General features: G+C 57.0%; 14 protein-coding genes, 2 tRNA genes and 1 pseudogene. 16 read left to right on the plus strand and 1 reads right to left on the minus strand.

Annotation, left to right across the window (positions count from 1 at the left end):
- Positions 1–70: 70 nt before the first annotated feature.
- The 3 genes from orn to DW56_RS02410 all read left to right on the plus strand — a co-directional run bounded on the left by orn (position 71) and on the right by DW56_RS02410 (position 968).
- Positions 71–616, plus strand: a complete 546-nt coding sequence (gene orn / locus DW56_RS02400; RefSeq protein ID WP_024553393.1) for an oligoribonuclease — start codon at positions 71–73, stop codon at positions 614–616.
- A 167-nt stretch (positions 617–783) separates the two neighbouring features.
- A tRNA-Gly gene (locus tag DW56_RS02405) sits at positions 784–859 on the plus strand.
- A gap of 33 nt (positions 860–892) precedes the next feature.
- Positions 893–968: transfer RNA gene (locus DW56_RS02410), tRNA-Gly, on the plus strand.
- Between the two features lie 271 nt (positions 969–1,239).
- On the opposite strand, the gene queG is transcribed toward DW56_RS02410, so the two are convergent.
- Complete coding sequence (gene queG / locus DW56_RS02415) at positions 1,240–2,379, minus strand: tRNA epoxyqueuosine(34) reductase QueG (RefSeq protein WP_024562072.1); 1,140 nt, start codon at positions 2,377–2,379, stop codon at positions 1,240–1,242.
- On the opposite strand from queG, the pseudogene nnr reads away from it, so the two are divergent.
- The 13 genes and pseudogenes from nnr to rnr all read left to right on the plus strand — a co-directional run bounded on the left by nnr (position 2,378) and on the right by rnr (position 17,370).
- Positions 2,378–3,905: pseudogene (gene nnr, locus DW56_RS02420) on the plus strand (bifunctional ADP-dependent NAD(P)H-hydrate dehydratase/NAD(P)H-hydrate epimerase). The gene queG and the pseudogene nnr overlap by 2 nt on opposite strands.
- On the plus strand, positions 3,898–4,359 hold the full coding sequence (tsaE, locus tag DW56_RS02425; RefSeq protein WP_024554920.1) for a tRNA (adenosine(37)-N6)-threonylcarbamoyltransferase complex ATPase subunit type 1 TsaE: 462 nt from the start codon (positions 3,898–3,900) through the stop codon (positions 4,357–4,359). Before nnr ends, tsaE begins: the two are co-directional and overlap by 8 nt.
- A gap of 13 nt (positions 4,360–4,372) precedes the next feature.
- Entirely contained in the window at positions 4,373–5,707 is a 1,335-nt protein-coding gene (gene amiB / locus DW56_RS02430) for an N-acetylmuramoyl-L-alanine amidase AmiB (RefSeq protein WP_024554921.1), read from the plus strand.
- A gap of 9 nt (positions 5,708–5,716) precedes the next feature.
- A complete protein-coding gene (mutL, locus tag DW56_RS02435; RefSeq protein ID WP_024554922.1) occupies positions 5,717–7,600 on the plus strand; it encodes a DNA mismatch repair endonuclease MutL in 1,884 nt (627 codons plus the stop codon).
- The gene (miaA, locus tag DW56_RS02440) at positions 7,593–8,540 is read left to right on the plus strand and encodes a tRNA (adenosine(37)-N6)-dimethylallyltransferase MiaA (protein ID WP_024562281.1); all 948 of its coding nucleotides are present in this window, start codon (positions 7,593–7,595) and stop codon (positions 8,538–8,540) included. Before mutL ends, miaA begins: the two co-directional genes overlap by 8 nt.
- A gap of 102 nt (positions 8,541–8,642) precedes the next feature.
- Positions 8,643–8,948 (plus strand): RNA chaperone Hfq, encoded by a 306-nt coding sequence (gene hfq / locus DW56_RS02445; protein WP_024553292.1) that lies wholly within the window; start codon positions 8,643–8,645, stop codon positions 8,946–8,948.
- Between the two features lie 75 nt (positions 8,949–9,023).
- Positions 9,024–10,307, plus strand: a complete 1,284-nt coding sequence (hflX, locus tag DW56_RS02450; RefSeq protein WP_024553293.1) for a ribosome rescue GTPase HflX — start codon at positions 9,024–9,026, stop codon at positions 10,305–10,307.
- Between the two features lie 71 nt (positions 10,308–10,378).
- Complete coding sequence (gene hflK, locus DW56_RS02455; protein WP_024553294.1) at positions 10,379–11,620, plus strand: FtsH protease activity modulator HflK; 1,242 nt, start codon at positions 10,379–10,381, stop codon at positions 11,618–11,620.
- Positions 11,621–11,622: 2 nt separating this feature from the next.
- Positions 11,623–12,627 carry a protease modulator HflC gene (gene hflC, locus DW56_RS02460; RefSeq protein WP_024553295.1) on the plus strand — a complete coding sequence of 335 codons (1,005 nt, stop codon included), beginning with the start codon at positions 11,623–11,625 and terminating at the stop codon, positions 12,625–12,627.
- A gap of 76 nt (positions 12,628–12,703) precedes the next feature.
- Entirely contained in the window at positions 12,704–12,901 is a 198-nt protein-coding gene (locus DW56_RS02465; RefSeq protein WP_024553296.1) for a DUF2065 family protein, read from the plus strand.
- Positions 12,902–13,003: 102 nt separating this feature from the next.
- Positions 13,004–14,302, plus strand: coding sequence for an adenylosuccinate synthase (locus DW56_RS02470; RefSeq protein ID WP_029589716.1), 1,299 nt, complete (start codon positions 13,004–13,006; stop codon positions 14,300–14,302).
- A 151-nt stretch (positions 14,303–14,453) separates the two neighbouring features.
- Positions 14,454–14,879: a nitric oxide-sensing transcriptional repressor NsrR gene (gene nsrR / locus DW56_RS02475; protein ID WP_024553298.1), complete on the plus strand. Its 426-nt coding sequence runs from the start codon at positions 14,454–14,456 to the stop codon at positions 14,877–14,879.
- A gap of 34 nt (positions 14,880–14,913) precedes the next feature.
- A complete protein-coding gene (rnr, locus tag DW56_RS02480; protein WP_024553299.1) occupies positions 14,914–17,370 on the plus strand; it encodes a ribonuclease R in 2,457 nt (818 codons plus the stop codon).
- The last annotated feature ends 62 nt before the right edge of the window (positions 17,371–17,432 follow it).

Genomic DNA, 17,432 nt, shown 5'->3' on the forward strand with positions numbered 1-17,432 from the left:
TGATACACGCTATTTTATACGAATTAACCGAGAGTCACCGTGGGGTGACGCGAGAAGGGTGGAAAATAACATGAGTGGAACTGAAAACAATCTGATTTGGATAGACCTGGAGATGACCGGGCTTGATCCAGAACGCGACCGCATTATCGAAATCGCCACCCTGGTGACCGACGCGAACCTGAATATCCTGGCGCAAGGGCCGGTCATTGCGGTGCATCAGTCTGATGAACAGCTGGCGCTGATGGATGAGTGGAACGTGCGCACCCATACGGGCAGCGGGCTGGTAGAGCGCGTGAAGGCGAGCACGATGGGCGATCGCGACGCGGAGCTTGCGACCATCGCGTTTCTGAAAGAGTGGGTGCCAGCAGGGACATCGCCCATCTGCGGCAACAGCATCGGGCAGGATCGCCGTTTTCTGTTTAAGTACATGCCGGAGCTGGAAGCCTATTTCCACTACCGCTACCTGGACGTGAGCACGGTGAAAGAGCTGGCGCGCCGCTGGAAGCCGGAAATTCTTGACGGTTTTAAAAAGCAAAATACCCATCAGGCGCTGGATGATATTCGCGAGTCGATTGCAGAACTGGCTTATTACCGCGAACATTTTATCAAGCTGTGACCGGGAGAGGGGTTTTAACCCCTCTTTCGCCGATAAAATCATCAGTCTGGCGAATTAATCAGCATTCAAACAAAAAGCACGAAAAAATTCGTTTAAGGGGTTGCGGTGAAAATCATTTCTCGTATAATGCGCCTCCCGTGACGACACAGAAATGTTAAGCACGCAGAGCGGGAATAGCTCAGTTGGTAGAGCACGACCTTGCCAAGGTCGGGGTCGCGAGTTCGAGTCTCGTTTCCCGCTCCAAAATTTGAAATGCCGTCAGGCAGCACCACCCAAGCGGGAATAGCTCAGTTGGTAGAGCACGACCTTGCCAAGGTCGGGGTCGCGAGTTCGAGTCTCGTTTCCCGCTCCAGATTTCTCCATAACGTATAAATTATCCACAGCGCCAGAGCCTGCTGTTGCTGATGATTTTCACTTCCGTTAAAAACTTCTGAACAGAGTTATCCACAATCCGGAACGGCACCGTCGCGCCTGGAAAACGTTATTTTTGTTTACATTATTTATTTAACTTATTGTTATTTAAGAAGTTAATTAGATTTCAAAATATTAATACGCGACGCTGTTTATTTTTTGTGCATTGAATGACAAGGGTTTTTTAATTTTATTCACAGGCTGTGGAAAGCTCAGGCATCCCTCGGCAACCCTTTCTCCACCACTCTCACCAGCCGCTGTTTCTTCGGTAATTGCACTTCAACGACATTGGCGTTACGCCTGGCTATTTGTTGCGCAATCGCCCATTCAATGTGTTCATCCAGAAGTGGGTGCTCACCTTTTCTGCTTTCCAGCGCCCGCAGGTTAGCTTCATCCCATGGCGCGTTGCCGAGCGCAACGGCGATATTTCGCAGCCAGCGTAAATGGCCTATGCGGCGGATCGCCGACCCTTCCGTTACTTTCAGAAAATGCGCTTCGCTCCAGCCGAAGAGTTCCACCAGCCTGGGCGCATGCAGCGCCTGACGCGGGCTGAAATCTTCTTCATCCGTCAATTGAGAAAAACGGTTCCAGGGACAGATAAGCTGACAATCGTCGCAGCCGTAAATGCGGTTGCCGATGAGCGGGCGAAACGCCTCAGGGATGGCGCCTTCCAGTTCGATGGTGAGGTAAGAGATGCAGCGGCGCGCATCGACCGTGTACGGCTCGACAATAGCGCCGGTGGGGCAGATGGTCATACAGGCTACGCATTTTCCGCAGCCTTCCTCAACGGGCTTATCCACCGGCAACGGCAGGTCTATCAGCAATTCCCCTAAAAAGAAAAAGGAGCCTGCATCGCGGCTAAGGATAAGGGAATGTTTACCCGTCCAGCCTAATCCTGCTTTTTCCGCCAGCGGTCGTTCAAGCAGCGGCGCGGAATCGACAAAAGGTCTAAAATTCAGCGACGCGCACTGTTGCTGGATGCGCTCGCCGAGCTTTTTAAGCCGGTTGCGCAGCAGCTTATGGTAGTCGCGGCCCAGCGCATAACGGCTTACGTAGCCGAGCGAGGGATCTTTCAGCGTGCGGGCGAAGGCGGCGTTGGCGGGCAGATAGTTCATCCGCACGCTAATCACCCGCAGCGTGCCGGGTAAGAGTTCATGCGGGCGCGCGCGCATCATGCCGTGGCGCGCCATCCACTCCATCTCGCCGTGATATTGTTTATCCAGCCACGCCTGCAACGCGCCTTCGCTGGCGCTCAGGTCGGTATCGGTAATACCAACCTGCTGAAAACCCAGCTCCGCGCCCCATTGTTTTATATCGAGCGCTAACTGGTTGAGATCGAGGGGAGCAGACATGACGGACCATCAGATGAAGAAAAACGGGCGTAGTATACCACACTCTGTCTGGCCCGCAGACTGGCTGCGGGCGGCAGAAAAAGAGGCGGCGGACAGCATGGGCCTGACGCTGTTCGAGCTGATGCAGCGCGCAGGCGAAGCCGCTTTTCATATCGCCCATGACGCTTACCCCCAAAGCCAGCACTGGCTGGTGCTGTGCGGCCACGGCAATAACGGCGGCGACGGCTATGTGGTCGCGAGACTAGCGCAGGCGGCGGGTATTCGCGTGACCCTGCTGGCGCAGGAGAGCGACTCGCCTTTACCGGAAGAGGCAAGCGCCGCGCGCGACGCCTGGCTGAACGCCGGAGGCATGATTCATTCGGCGCAAATGTCCTGGCCGGACGGCGTGGATCTTATTATTGACGGCTTACTCGGCACCGGCCTGAAAAGCGCGCCCAGAGAGCCTGTCGCCCGCCTTATTGAACACGCTAACCAGCATCCGGCGCCGGTTGTGGCGCTTGATATTCCCTCCGGGCTGCTGGCGGAAACCGGCGCCACGCCAGGCGCGGTAATCCACGCCGCGCATACCATTACGTTTATCGCCCTTAAGCCCGGCCTGCTTACCGGCAAAGCGCGGGATGTCACGGGCGTGCTCCATCATCATGCGCTGGGGCTGGAACCCTGGCTGGCTGGCCAGCAGGCGCCCATTGTTCGCTATGACGCCTCGCAGCTGGCTTACTGGCTACGCCCGCGACGCCCGACAAGCCATAAGGGCGACAACGGCAAGCTGGTGATAATTGGCGGCGATCACGGCACCGCCGGAGCGATCCGCATGGCGGGCGAAGCGGCGCTACGTGCGGGAGCAGGGCTAGTGCGAGTACTTACTCGCATAGAAAATATCGCCCCCCTGTTAACGGCGCGCCCGGAACTCATGGTGCATGAACTGACCCCTCAGTCGCTTAGCGAAAGCCTGGAATGGGCCGATGTGGTTGTCGTGGGGCCCGGGCTTGGGCAGCAGGCATGGGGCAAGCAGGCGCTGCAAAAAGTGGAAAACTTCACCGGCCCGATGCTGTGGGACGCCGACGCGCTGAACCTGCTGGCAATCAATCCGGATAAACGTCACAATCGCATTCTCACGCCGCACCCTGGCGAAGCCGCACGGTTGCTGAATATTTCCGTATCAGAAATTGAAAGTGATCGCTTACTTTCTGCCGATCGTCTGGTAAAACGGTATGGCGGTTGCGTCGTGCTGAAAGGCGCGGGCACCCTCGTGGCGAGCAACGACGCGGGGCCTGGCATTATTGACGCCGGAAACGCTGGCATGGGCAGCGGCGGCATGGGCGATGTGCTGAGCGGCATTATAGGCGGCTTGCTGGCGCAAAAGCTCACCCCGTATGATGCGGCTTGCGCAGGGTGTGTGGCGCATGGCGCGGCGGCGGATTATCTCGCCAGCCGCTACGGTACCCGGGGCATGCTGGCGACCGATCTGTTCTCAGCGCTCCACCGTTTTGTTAACCCGGAAGTGAATTGACGTAAACCATGATTAATCGTGTTATCCCTCTACCCGACGAGCAGGCGACGCTCGCGCTTGGCGCCCGCGTGGCGCAGGCCTGCGAAGGCGCAACCGTCATTTATCTTTATGGCGACCTGGGCGCGGGTAAAACCACCTTTAGCCGTGGTTTCTTACAAACCTTAGGCCACAACGGCAATGTGAAAAGCCCCACCTACACGCTGGTGGAGCCTTATGCATTAGAAGCATTGACGGTCTATCATTTCGATCTTTATCGTCTGGCGGACCCTGAAGAGCTGGAGTTTATGGGCATTCGCGACTATTTCGCCAATGACGCCATTTGCCTCGTTGAATGGCCGCAGCAGGGGGCTGGCGTGTTGCCCGAGCCGGATATCGAGATCCATTTATCGTATCAGGCGCAGGGGCGCGAAGCGCTCGTCAAAGCGGTTTCCGCATCAGGTAATTCGTTACTGGCTCGCTTAGCCGAATAACAAGGGTGACGGGATGATGACTCGCGTAAAAGGTTGGTTGATGGCGGCTCTGCTGGCGCTGTGTTCGCAGGCCGGAGCGGCAGTGTTGTCCGATATTCAGGTTTCCAATGGCGATGACCAGGCCCGCATCACCTTGAGTTTTATGGGCGACCCGGAGTATGCCTTTTCGCAGCAGGATAAACGCAGCGTGGCGCTGGATATCCAGCAAACTGGCGTTATCCAGGGGTTGCCGCTGGTGTTCAGCGGCAATAACCTGGTGAAAAGCATTCGCTCCGGCCAGCCGAAGGATAACCAGTCACTGCGGCTGGTGGTCGATTTAACAAAGAACGGCAAAACCCGCGCCGTGAAACAGCAGAACGGTGCCAGCTATACGGTGGTCTTTACGATTAACGCCGATGCGCCGCCGCCCCCGCCCCCTGTGGTAGCGAAACGCGTAGAGCCGTCTGCGCCGCGCGCTTCAGCCCCGGCAAAGAACCCGTTCAGCTCGGAAAATAACCGTGTAACCAGTGTGGTAGGCAGCAATACCGCAACGCGTCCTGCGCGCAGCAATACGGCTATCTCCTCCGATCGCGTTATCGTGGCGATCGACGCCGGTCACGGCGGACAGGATCCTGGCGCCATCGGCCCGGGCGGCGTACGCGAGAAAAACGTGACTATCGCTGTGGCTCGTAAATTGCGCGCGCTGCTTAATGACGATCCGATGTTTAAAGGGGTGCTGACCCGCGACGGCGATTACTTTATCTCAGTCATGGGGCGCTCAGACGTGGCGCGCCAGCAAAACGCTAACTTGCTGGTGTCTATTCACGCTGACGCCGCGCCGAACCGGGAAGCCACAGGCGCATCGGTATGGGTGCTGTCAAACCGTCGGGCCAACAGCGAAATGGCAGGCTGGCTCGAACAACATGAAAAACAGTCTGAACTGCTGGGCGGCGCAGGCGATGTGCTTGCAAACAGCCAGGCGGACCCTTATTTAAGTCAGGCGGTGCTCGATTTGCAGTTCGGCCATTCGCAGCGCGTCGGGTATGATGTCGCTACCAGCGTTCTGAGCCAGTTGCAAAGGGTGGGCGATATCCATAAGCGCCGCCCGGAACATGCGAGCCTTGGCGTATTGCGCTCACCGGATATTCCTTCTTTGCTGGTGGAAACCGGGTTTATCAGCAACAGCGGCGAAGAAAAGTTGCTGGCGAGCAGTGACTATCAGGAACAGCTTGCCGAGGCCATTTATAAAGGCCTGCGCAACTATTTCCTCGCGCATCCGTTACAATCCGCGCCGAAAAATAGCAGCGGCTCGGGCCAGACCGCCCGCGCCGCCAGCGACGCTGTCAATCAGGTCGCGGTGACCAACTAAGGAGATTTCATGCCGATTCAGGTTCTGCCGCCGCAGCTCGCGAACCAAATCGCCGCCGGCGAAGTGGTGGAACGTCCTGCGTCGGTCGTGAAAGAGCTGGTCGAAAACAGCCTTGATGCGGGCGCCACCCGCATCGACATTGATATTGAGCGCGGCGGCGCGAAGCTTATCCGCATTCGCGATAACGGCTGCGGCATCGGCAAAGCGGAACTGGCGCTGGCGCTGGCGCGTCATGCCACCAGTAAAATCGCCACGCTTGACGATCTGGAAGCGATTATCAGCCTTGGCTTTCGCGGCGAAGCGCTGGCCAGCATCAGCTCCGTCTCGCGCCTCACGCTGACTTCCCGCACAGCGGATCAGCAGGAAGCCTGGCAGGCTTATGCCGAGGGGCGCGATATGGACGTGTCCGTCAAGCCTGCGGCGCACCCGGTCGGCACTACCCTTGAAGTGCTCGATCTCTTCTATAACACGCCGGCGCGGCGCAAGTTCATGCGCACCGAGAAAACCGAATTCGCCCATATTGATGAAGTGGTGCGGCGCATCGCGCTGGCGCGTTTTGACGTCACCATCAACCTTAACCACAACGGCAAGATGGTGCGCCAGTATCGCGCCGTGCAGCCTGAGGCGCCTCGCGAGCGCCGTCTGGGCGCTATCTGCGGCGCCGCATTTCTTGAGCAAGCGCTGGCTATCGACTGGCAACATGGCGATTTAACCCTTCGCGGGTGGGTCGCAGACCCGAAAGGCACCACGGCGGCGCTGGCGGAAATCCAGTATTGCTATGTGAATGGCCGCATGATGCGCGACCGGCTTATCAATCACGCCATCCGTCAGGCCTGTGAAGATAAACCTGGCGCGAATCAACAACCGGCGTACGTGCTTTATCTGGAAATCGATCCGCATCAGGTCGATGTCAACGTCCATCCCGCCAAGCATGAGGTGCGCTTTCATCAGTCGCGGCTGGTACATGATTTTATCTATCAGGGCGTGTTGAGCGTCCTGCAAGCGCAGCAGTCCAGCGCCTTGCCGCTTGAGACGCAAGAGGCGCCGCGCTGGCAGCCTGAAAACCGCGTGGCGGCAGGGAAAAACCATTTTGCCGAGCCGGCGGCGGCGAAAGAGCGCGCTGCGTCAGACTATGTATCTTCAGGCAGCGGCGGCGCCTCTGCGCGCGCATCCGGCGCTGGCGCCTCAAGAAGCGCAGGCGCAAGCTGGCCGCATGCTACGCCTGGTTATCAGAAGCAACAGGGCGAGATTTATCGTCAGCTGCTTGAGACGCCGCAAGCGCCGCCCGCGATGAAAAAGCCCGCGCTCGCGCCTGCGCAGCCCGCCCTTGAAGGCCACGCGCAAAGTTTCGGGCGCGTATTGACGATAGTTCGCCATAACCTTGCCCTGCTGGAGCGAGACGGGCAGCTTATGCTGCTGGCGCTTGAAGTGGCGGAGCGCTGGCTAAAACAGGCGCAACTGTTGCCGGGCGAAGAAAAGCCTTGCGCGCAACCGTTGCTGATTCCGGTGCGTTTCAAAGTCTCTGCCGAAGAGCGCGAAACCCTCGTCAACGCTAAGCCTTTCCTCGCCAGCATGGGCGTAGAACTGGCCAGCGATGCGCATTATGTGACGATTCGGGCAGTGCCTTTACCCTTACGACAACAAAATTTACAAATCTTGATTCCTGAACTGATAGGCTACCTGGCGCAGCAGAGTCATATTGACGCAGCGGCTATTGCGCTGTGGCTGGCGCGCCATCTGGCGAGCGAGCATGAACAGTGGAGCGTGGCGCAGGCTATCGCGCTGCTGGCTGATGTCGAACGGCTCTGCCCGCAACTGGTGAAGTCACCGCCTGGTGGTTTATTACAATCTGTTGATTTACAACCGGCGATGAATGCCCTGAAACATGACTGAAGTAAGCAAGGCTGGCCTGCCGAAGGCTATTTTTTTGATGGGGCCGACCGCCTCGGGCAAAACCGCGCTGGCGATTAATTTACGCAAAACGCTGCCGGTAGAGTTGATTAGCGTGGATTCCGCCCTGATTTATAAAGGGATGGATATCGGCACCGCTAAACCCAGCGCGCAGGAGTTGGCCGAAGCGCCGCACCGCCTGCTTGATATTCTGGACCCAGCCGAGGCGTATTCGGCGGCGGATTTTCGCCGCGATGCGTTGAAGGCGATGGCGGAAATCACCGCCGCCGGGCGAATACCGTTGCTGGTGGGCGGCACCATGCTTTACTTCAAAGCATTACTTGAGGGGCTTTCTCCCTTGCCGTCGGCGGATCCGGCGATAAGGGCGCAGATTGAACAGCAGGCCGCAGAGCAAGGGTGGGAAACGTTGCATCGCCAGCTTCAGGATATTGATCCCGTTGCGGCTTCACGTATTCATCCCAACGACCCGCAAAGGCTTTCCCGGGCACTGGAAGTTTTTATCATTTCGGGTAAAACTTTAACGGAACTGACGCAAACGTCAGGAGAAGCTCTGCCGTATCAGGTGCACCAGTTCGCCATCGCCCCGGCGAGCCGTGAACTGCTCCATCAGCGAATTGAGCAGCGTTTTCATCAGATGTTGGCTTCAGGTTTTGAAGCAGAAGTGCGGGCCCTTTTCGCCCGAGGAGATTTGCATACGGACTTGCCTTCCATTCGTTGCGTAGGATACCGCCAGATGTGGTCTTATCTGTCCGGCGAAATCCCGTTCGACGACATGGTTTATCGAGGTATTTGCGCTACGAGGCAGTTAGCAAAACGCCAGATTACCTGGCTGCGCGGCTGGGAAGGCGTTCACTGGCTTGATAGTGAATCACCGGAACAAGCGCGTAATGAAGTATTACAGGTTGTTGGTGCGAAGCACTGACGAATGTGTACAATTGAATTTGTATCGTGCGCAAAATTTTATGTATTTTCAGAGTCTATGGGCTCATGAGTATAAACAACAAGCATATAAGGAAAAGATAGAATGGCTAAGGGGCAATCTTTACAAGATCCGTTCCTCAACGCTCTGCGTCGGGAACGTGTTCCAGTTTCTATTTATTTGGTGAATGGTATTAAGCTGCAAGGTCAGATCGAATCTTTCGACCAGTTTGTGATCCTGTTGAAAAACACGGTCAGCCAGATGGTCTACAAGCACGCGATTTCTACTGTGGTGCCTTCTCGTCCGGTGTCTCATCACAGCAACAACGCGGGTGGCGGTTCCAGTAACTATCACCACAGCAACAACGCGCAGTCTTCTGCGCCGCAGCAAGACAGCGAAGACGCCGAATAAAGTCGATGGCTGTTGTTCCATGTCGGGGGACCAGGTCATCTGTGTTCCCCGCTGGTCTTTTAAGAGGGTTTACGCTTGTTTGACCGTTATGATGCCGGTGAGCAGGCGGTGCTGGTACACATCTACTTTACGCAAGACAAAGATATGGAAGACCTCCAGGAGTTTGAATCTCTGGTCTCTTCCGCCGGTGTCGAAGCATTACAGGTGATTACCGGTAGCCGTAAAGCTCCGCACCCAAAATATTATGTCGGTGAAGGTAAAGCAGTCGAAATCGCCGAGGCAGTGAAAGCTACTGGGGCGTCGGTCGTGCTGTTTGATCATGCGTTGACCCCCGCTCAGGAGCGCAACCTTGAGCGCTTGTGCGAGTGTCGTGTTATCGACCGCACCGGTTTGATTTTAGATATTTTCGCTCAGCGTGCGCGCACCCACGAAGGGAAGTTGCAGGTTGAGCTGGCGCAGTTGCGTCATTTGGCTACGCGTCTGGTGCGTGGCTGGACCCACCTTGAACGCCAGAAAGGCGGTATTGGCCTGCGCGGGCCGGGTGAAACCCAGCTGGAAACCGACCGCCGTTTGCTGCGTAATCGCATCAGCCAGATCCTCTCGCGCCTGGAGCGCGTTGAAAAACAGCGAGAGCAGGGGCGTCGGTCGCGTGCAAAAGCCGATATTCCAACCGTCTCGCTGGTGGGCTACACCAACGCCGGTAAATCCACCCTGTTTAACCAGATAACCGAAGCTGAAGTCTATGCGGCTAACCAACTGTTCGCCACGCTGGACCCTACGCTTCGTCGTATCGACGTGGCGGATGTAGGCGAAACGGTGCTGGCGGATACGGTGGGCTTTATTCGCCATTTGCCGCACGATCTGGTCGCTGCGTTCAAAGCTACGCTGCAAGAGACGCGTCAGGCGACGCTGTTGCTGCACGTGGTGGATGCCGCAGACCTGCGCATGCAGGAAAACATTGATGCTGTGAATACCGTACTGGAAGAGATCGAGGCCAATGAGATCCCGACTCTGCTGGTAATGAACAAAATCGATATGCTTGAAGAGTTTGAGCCGCGTATCGATCGCAATGATGAAAATCTGCCCATACGCGTCTGGCTTTCCGCGCAGACGGGTGCAGGCGTACCACTGCTTTTCCAGGCCCTGACGGAGCGTCTTTCTGGCGAGATAGCGCAGCATTCGCTGCACCTTCCTCCTGACGAGGCGGGCCGCTTGAGGAGCCGTTTTTATCAGCTTCAGGCGATAGAAAAAGAGTGGGTAGAGGAGGACGGTAGCGTCGGGATGCAGGTGCGCATGCCGGTGGTGGACTGGCGTCGCCTCTGTAAACAGGAACCGGCATTGGTTGACTATGTTGTCTAACCGGCCGCTCAAAGCCTGAAGACCTTTCCCCTCTGGGGGATCTCACCGCATAACAAATATGGAGCACAAACATGGCGTGGAATCAGCCCGGTAATAACGGACAAGACCGCGACCCGTGGGGAAGCAGCAAGCCAGGCGGCAACTCTGGGGGCAACAAGGGCGGTCGTGAACAAGGACCGCCCGATCTGGACGATATCTTCCGTAAGCTAAGCAAAAAGCTTGGCGGTTTCGGCGGCGGTAAAGGAACCGGCGGCTCCACTCAGGGGCCTCGCGGCCACATGGGTGGGCGCGTGGTTGGCATTGTCGCGGCGGCAGTCGTGATTATCTGGGCCGCCAGCGGGTTCTACACCATTAAAGAAGCAGAGCGCGGCGTGGTAACCCGTTTTGGCAAATTCAGCCATCTGGTGGAGCCGGGCCTGAACTGGAAACCCACTTTTATTGACGACGTGGTTGCGGTGAACGTAGAAGCGGTTCGCGAACTGGCGGCCTCCGGCATCATGTTGACCTCTGACGAAAACGTCGTGCGTGTTGAAATGAACGTGCAGTACCGCGTGACCGATCCGCAGCGTTACCTGTTTAGCGTCACCAGCGCCGACGACAGCCTGCGCCAGGCGACAGACAGCGCGCTGCGCGGCGTTATCGGCAAATACACCATGGACCGTATCCTCACGGAAGGCCGTACCGTTATTCGTAGCGATACCCAGCGGGAACTGGAAGAAACCATTCGTCCATACAACATGGGTATTACGTTGCTGGACGTAAACTTCCAGGCGGCGCGTCCGCCGGAAGAGGTGAAAGCGGCGTTTGATGACGCTATCGCCGCGCGTGAAAACGAGCAGCAATATATTCGCGAAGCGGAAGCGTACACCAATGAAGTGCAGCCGCGCGCGAACGGTCAGGCTCAGCGTACGCTGGAAGAAGCGCGCGCTTATCGCACGCAAACTATCCTGGAAGCGCAGGGTGAAGTCGCCCGCTTCGCTAAGATCCTGCCGGAATATAAAGCCGCGCCGGAAATCACCCGCGAGCGTCTCTATATCGAAACCATGGAACGTGTGCTTAGCCATACCCGTAAAGTGCTGGTCAACGACAAAGGCGGCAACCTGATGGTGCTTCCGCTTGATCAGATGCTTAAAGGCGGCAGTTCAGCGCCTGCTTCCACAAGCGACAGCCCGAACTCGCTGCTGCGCTTACCGCCTGCTTCAGGCAGCAACAGCAACGCCACCACGACGCCTTCCGGCAACGCTGGCGACATTATGGACCAGCGCCGCGCCAACGCGCAGCGTAACGACTTCCAGCGCCAGGGGGGTGAATAACGATGCGTAAGTCAGTTATTGCAATCATCATTATCGTGCTGGTAGTGCTCTACACCTCGATCTTCGTGGTGAAAGAGGGCGAGCGCGGCATTACTTTGCGTTTCGGTAAAGTGTTACGTGACAACGAAAACAAACCGCTCGTCTTTGAGCCGGGCTTGCATTTCAAGATCCCGTTTATCGAGTCGGTGAAGACGCTGGACGCCCGTATCCAGACCATGGATAACCAGGCCGACCGCTTTGTCACCAAAGAGAAGAAAGACCTGATTGTCGACTCTTACATCAAATGGCGCATCAGCGACTTTAGCCGTTACTACCTGGCGACGGGCGGCGGCGACGTCTCTCAGGCCGAGGTGCTGCTCAAGCGTAAATTCTCGGACCGTCTGCGTTCTGAGATTGGTCGCCTTGATGTAAAAGACATTGTGACCGACTCCCGCGGTCGACTGACCCTGGAAGTCCGCGATGCGCTGAATTCCGGCTCTTCGGGTACGGAAGATGAAGTGGCGACGCCGGCGGCGGATGACGCCATCGCCAAAGCCGCTGAGCGCGTTCAGGCTGAAACCAACGGCAAAGTGCCGGTGATTAACCCGAACAGTATGGCGGCGCTGGGCATTGAAGTGGTGGACGTACGCATCAAGCAGATCAACCTGCCTGCGGAAGTCTCCGAAGCTATCTTCAACCGTATGCGCGCTGAGCGTGAAGCGGTAGCCCGTCGTCACCGTTCGCAGGGTCAGGAAGAGGCGGAAAAACTGCGCGCGGCGGCGGATTACGAAGTGACCCGCACGCTGGCGGAAGCCGAGCGCCAGGCGCGTATCCTGCGTGGTGAAGGCGATGCTGAAGCGGCGAAACTGTTCGCAGACGCGTTCAGCCAGGATCCGGACTTCTATGCCTTTATTCGTAGCCTGCGCGCTTACGAAAACAGCTTCCAGAGCAATCAGGATGTGATGGTGCTGAGCCCGGAGAGCGACTTCTTCCGCTACATGAAGACGCCGACGACCAGTACGCGTTAATATCACGCCTTATCAGACAAGAGCCGGTTTCGACCGGCTCTTTTTTTATCGTTAATATGCAGCAGGAAAGGGAATCATGAATAGTACGATTATACTGGCGCTCGCGCTGGTGCTGGTCCTTGAAGGGCTGGGGCCAATGCTTTTTCCGCGTATCTGGCGCCGTCTGGTCCTGGGAATGGCTCAACTACCCGATACCTTATTGCGGCGCTTCGGCGGAGGTCTTGTGGTTGCGGGCGTGGTCATCTACTACATGTTGACGAAAACGATTAACTGAGCAAATTTCAGCCGTTTTAGCCTGAATTTGTATACAAAAAGTGCTGATCATCCTGAAAGCTGGTGGTAGAATCCATTTTTAAGCAAACGGTGATTTTGAAAAATGGGTAACAACGTCGTCGTACTGGGCACCCAATGGGGTGACGAAGGCAAAGGAAAGATCGTTGATCTTCTGACTGAACGCGCTAAATATGTGGTTCGCTACCAGGGTGGCCACAACGCTGGCCATACTCTCGTAATTAACGGTGAAAAAACCGTTCTCCATCTTATTCCTTCAGGCATTCTTCGCGATAACGTCACCAGCATCATCGGCAACGGTGTAGTGCTCTCTCCGGCCGCGCTGATGAAAGAGATGAAAGAGCTTGAAGATCGCGGCATTCCGGTTCGCGAGCGTCTGCTTATCTCTGACGCTTGCCCGCTTATCCTCGATTACCACGTGGCGCTGGACGTCGCGCGTGAAAAAGCGCGTGGCGCCAAAGCTATCGGTACTACCGGTCGCGGCATTGGCCCGGCTTATGAGGATAAAGTTGCTCGTCGCGGCCTGCGCGTCGGCGACCTGTTTGACAAAGCTACCTTCGCTGAAAAGCTGAAAGAAGTGATGGAATACCATAACTTCCAGCTGGTTAACTTCTATAAAGTCGACGCGGTGGACTACCAGAAAGTGCTGGATGACGTGATGGCTATCGCCGACATCCTGACTTCCATGGTGGTGGACGTTTCCGACCTGCTGGATCAGGCGCGTAAGCGCGGCGATTTCATCATGTTTGAAGGCGCTCAGGGCACGCTGCTGGATATCGACCACGGTACTTATCCCTACGTAACCTCTTCTAACACCACCGCAGGCGGCGTAGCGACAGGTTCCGGCATCGGTCCGCGCTATGTTGACTATGTGCTCGGCATCATCAAAGCCTACTCCACCCGCGTGGGCGCAGGTCCGTTCCCGACCGAACTGTTCGACGACATCGGCGAATTCCTGTGTAAGAAAGGCAACGAATTTGGCGCCACCACAGGCCGTCGCCGTCGCACCGGCTGGCTGGATGCCGTTGCGGTACGCCGCGCCGTGCAGATCAACTCCCTTTCCGGCTTCTGCCTGACCAAGCTTGATGTGCTGGATGGCCTGGAAGAGGTGAAAATTTGCGTCGCTTACCGTATGCCGGATGGTCGTGAAGTCACCACTACGCCGATGGCGGCCGACGACTGGGAAGGCATCGAGCCGATTTACGAAACCATGCCAGGCTGGTCTGAGTCGACTTTCGGCGTGAAAGAGCGCAGCGGCCTGCCGCAGGCGGCGCTGAACTACATCAAACGTATTGAAGAAGTGACTGGCGTGCCGATCGACATCATTTCTACCGGTCCGGATCGCACCGAGACCATGATTCTGCGCGATCCGTTCGACGCATAATCGTCTAAGGGCGCGCCTGTCGCGCCCTTTTTTCATCCTTTTTACCCGCCTTTTTCAAATAAATTAGCGGCCTTATCGCTGGCTGGTTTATCATCAATATATCTCGCCATCTGGCGATCCGCGTTTTTTCCTGCCCTGTTCTGAGGTTGATGTGCAGTTAACGAGTTTTACCGATTTCGGATTGCGTGCTTTGATTTATATGGCATCGCTGCCTGAAGGACGCATGACCAGTATTTCGGAAGTAACGGCGGTCTACGGCGTATCCCGAAATCATATGGTCAAAATCATTAATCAGCTGAGCCGCGCCGGTTATGTTACTGCGGTCCGCGGGAAAAACGGCGGCATTCGCCTTGGCAAGCCTGCATCACAGGTTCGCATCGGCGATGTAGTGCGCGAACTGGAGCCGCTGTCCGTTGTGAATTGCAGCAGCGCGTTTTGCCATATTACCCCTGCCTGCCGTCTGAAACAGGCGCTGACTAAGGCAGTGGAAAGTTTCCTTCAGGAACTGGATAACTACACGCTGGCCGATTTAGTGGAAGAAAACCAGCCGCTCTACAAATTACTGCTGGTGGAATAATCATTGCGCCGCAGCTGACAACGGAGGAACCGCAATGTCACAAGATCCTTTTCAGGAAAGAGAAGCCGAAAAATACGAAAACCCGATCCCGAGCCGGGAATTTATCCTCGAACACCTGACGAAACGGGAAAAACCGGCCAACCGGGAAGAGCTTGCGCAGGAGCTGCACATTGAAGGCGAAGAGCAGCAGGAAGCGCTGCGTCGTCGGCTGCGCGCCATGGAACGCGACGGCCAACTGGTCTTCACTCGCCGCCAGTGCTACGCGCTGCCGGAGCGCCTCGATCTTTTAAAAGGCACCGTTATCGGCCACCGCGACGGTTACGGCTTCCTGCGCGTGGAAGGGCGTAAAGACGATCTGTACCTCTCATCCGAACAGATGAAAACCTGCATCCACGGCGACATCGTGCTGGCGCAACCGCTCGGCTCGGACCGCAAAGGGCGTCGCGAAGCGCGTATCGTGCGCGTGCTGGTGCCAAAAACCAGTCAGATTGTCGGGCGTTACTTTACTGACGCAGGCGTTGGCTTCGTGGTGCCGGATGACAGCCGTCTGAGCTTCGATATCCTGATCCCGCCGGAAGAGATCATGGGCGCCCGTATGGGCTTCGTGGTGGTGGTCGAACTGACCCAACGCCCAACGCGGCGTACCAAAGCGGTAGGGAAAATCGTTGAAGTGTTAGGCGACAACATGGGCACCGGTCTGGCCGTTGACATGGCGCTGCGCACGCATGAAATTCCGTATATCTGGCCGAAAGAGGTTGAACAGCAAATCGCCGGGCTGAAAGAAGAAGTGCCGGAAGAGGCGAAAGCGGGGCGCGTAGACCTGCGCCAACTGCCGCTGGTGACCATCGACGGCGAAGACGCCCGCGACTTTGACGACGCCGTTTACTGCGAGAAAAAACGCGGCGGCGGCTGGCGCCTGTGGGTAGCTATCGCCGACGTCAGCTACTACGTGCGCCCTTACACGCCGCTTGATAAAGAAGCGCGCAACCGCGGCACTTCGGTCTACTTCCCTTCGCAAGTCGTGCCCATGCTGCCGGAAGTCCTCTCAAACGGGCTTTGCTCGCTTAACCCGCAGGTAGACCGCCTGTGCATGGTCTGTGAAATGACCGTCTCCGCCAAGGGGCGCCTGACCGGTTACAAATTCTATGAAGCGGTAATGAACTCGCACGCGCGCCTCACCTACACCAAGGTGTGGCACATTCTGCAAGGCGACCAGGATTTACGCAGCCAGTACCAGCCGCTGGTGCGCCACATTGAAGAGCTGCATAACCTCTACAAAGCGCTGGATGAAGCGCGCGACGAGCGCGGCGGCATCTCTTTTGAAAGCGAAGAGGCGAAGTTCATCTTTAACGCCGAACGCCGTATCGAGCGCATTGAACAGACCGAGCGCAACGACGCCCACAAGCTCATCGAAGAGTGCATGATTCTGGCGAACATCTCTGCGGCGCGTTTTGTTGAGAAAAACAAAGAGCCGGCGCTGTTCCGTATTCACGATCGCCCAACCAACGACGCCATCACGGCGTTTCGCACGGTGCTGGCGGAGCTGGGGCTTGAATTGCCTGGCGGCAACAAGCCGGAGCCGCGCGATTACGCAGAGCTGCTGGAGTCGATTGCGGATCGTCCCGATCATGAAATGCTGCAAACCATGCTGCTGCGCTCCATGAAGCAGGCTATCTACGATCCGGAAAACCGCGGTCACTTCGGCCTGGCGTTGCAGTCTTACGCGCACTTTACCTCGCCGATCCGCCGTTACCCCGATTTACTGCTGCACCGCGCGCTGAAATACCTGGTGGCGAAGCAGGAAGGGCACCAGGGCGAAAGTACCGAAACGGGCGGCTGGCACTACAACATGGATGAGATGCTGCAACTCGGCCAGCACTGCTCCATGGCGGAACGTCGCGCCGACGAAGCAACGCGTGAAGTGGCGGACTGGCTGAAGTGCGACTTTATGCAGGATCACGTTGGCGGCACTTTTTCCGGCGTTATCGCAAGCGTCACCGGCTTCGGCTTCTTTGTGCGCCTGAGCGATCTCTTTATCGATGGTCTGGTGCACGTCTCGTCGCTGGACAACGACTACTACCGCTTCGATCAGGTTGGTCAGCGGCTTATCGGCGAGTCCAGCGGGCAGACCTACCGGCTTGGCGATCGCGTTGAGGTGCGGGTAGAAGCGGTCAACATGGACGAGCGTAAGATAGACTTCTCGCTTATCTCCAGCGAACGCGCGCCGCGCGGCGCCGGTAAAACCGCCCGCGAGCGCGAAAAACGCGGCGCAGGCGCGAACAGCGGTAAAGGCGGCAAACGCCGTCAGGCCGGCAAGCGTGTCAACTTCGAGCCGGACAGCGCGTTCCGCAAGGGTAAACCTAAAGCGAAGCGCAGCGATCGCGACGAGCCGAAAGGCAAAGCGAAAGGGAAAACACCGTCGGCAAAAACCGCTAAAATCGCCGCTGCGACAAAAGCGAAGCGTGCGGCGAAAAAGAAGCAGGCTGAGTAACCTTTATCCCTCCCTGAACGGGGAGGGAAGCAAGTCAAAAAGGCGGTTCGCCGCCCCTAATG

This window comes from Franconibacter helveticus LMG 23732 (assembly GCF_000463115.2).
In the GTDB taxonomy this organism is placed as follows: domain Bacteria; phylum Pseudomonadota; class Gammaproteobacteria; order Enterobacterales; family Enterobacteriaceae; genus Franconibacter; species Franconibacter helveticus.

Bases quoted from the DNA above. Each gene is read 5' to 3' on its own strand.
- orn (WP_024553393.1), top strand. From the start codon at position 71: ATGAGTGGAACTGAAAACAATCTGATTTGGATAGACCTGGAGATGACC.
- amiB (WP_024554921.1), top strand. From the start codon at position 4,373: ATGATGACTCGCGTAAAAGGTTGGTTGATGGCGGCTCTGCTGGCGCTG.
- miaA (WP_024562281.1), top strand. From the start codon at position 7,593: ATGACTGAAGTAAGCAAGGCTGGCCTGCCGAAGGCTATTTTTTTGATG.
- hfq (WP_024553292.1), top strand. From the start codon at position 8,643: ATGGCTAAGGGGCAATCTTTACAAGATCCGTTCCTCAACGCTCTGCGT.
- mutL (WP_024554922.1), top strand. From the start codon at position 5,717: ATGCCGATTCAGGTTCTGCCGCCGCAGCTCGCGAACCAAATCGCCGCC.
- DW56_RS02470 (WP_029589716.1), top strand. From the start codon at position 13,004: ATGGGTAACAACGTCGTCGTACTGGGCACCCAATGGGGTGACGAAGGC.
- hflK (WP_024553294.1), top strand. From the start codon at position 10,379: ATGGCGTGGAATCAGCCCGGTAATAACGGACAAGACCGCGACCCGTGG.
- tsaE (WP_024554920.1), top strand. From the start codon at position 3,898: ATGATTAATCGTGTTATCCCTCTACCCGACGAGCAGGCGACGCTCGCG.
- queG (WP_024562072.1), bottom strand. From the start codon at position 2,379: ATGTCTGCTCCCCTCGATCTCAACCAGTTAGCGCTCGATATAAAACAA.
- DW56_RS02465 (WP_024553296.1), top strand. From the start codon at position 12,704: ATGAATAGTACGATTATACTGGCGCTCGCGCTGGTGCTGGTCCTTGAA.
- hflC (WP_024553295.1), top strand. From the start codon at position 11,623: ATGCGTAAGTCAGTTATTGCAATCATCATTATCGTGCTGGTAGTGCTC.
- rnr (WP_024553299.1), top strand. From the start codon at position 14,914: ATGTCACAAGATCCTTTTCAGGAAAGAGAAGCCGAAAAATACGAAAAC.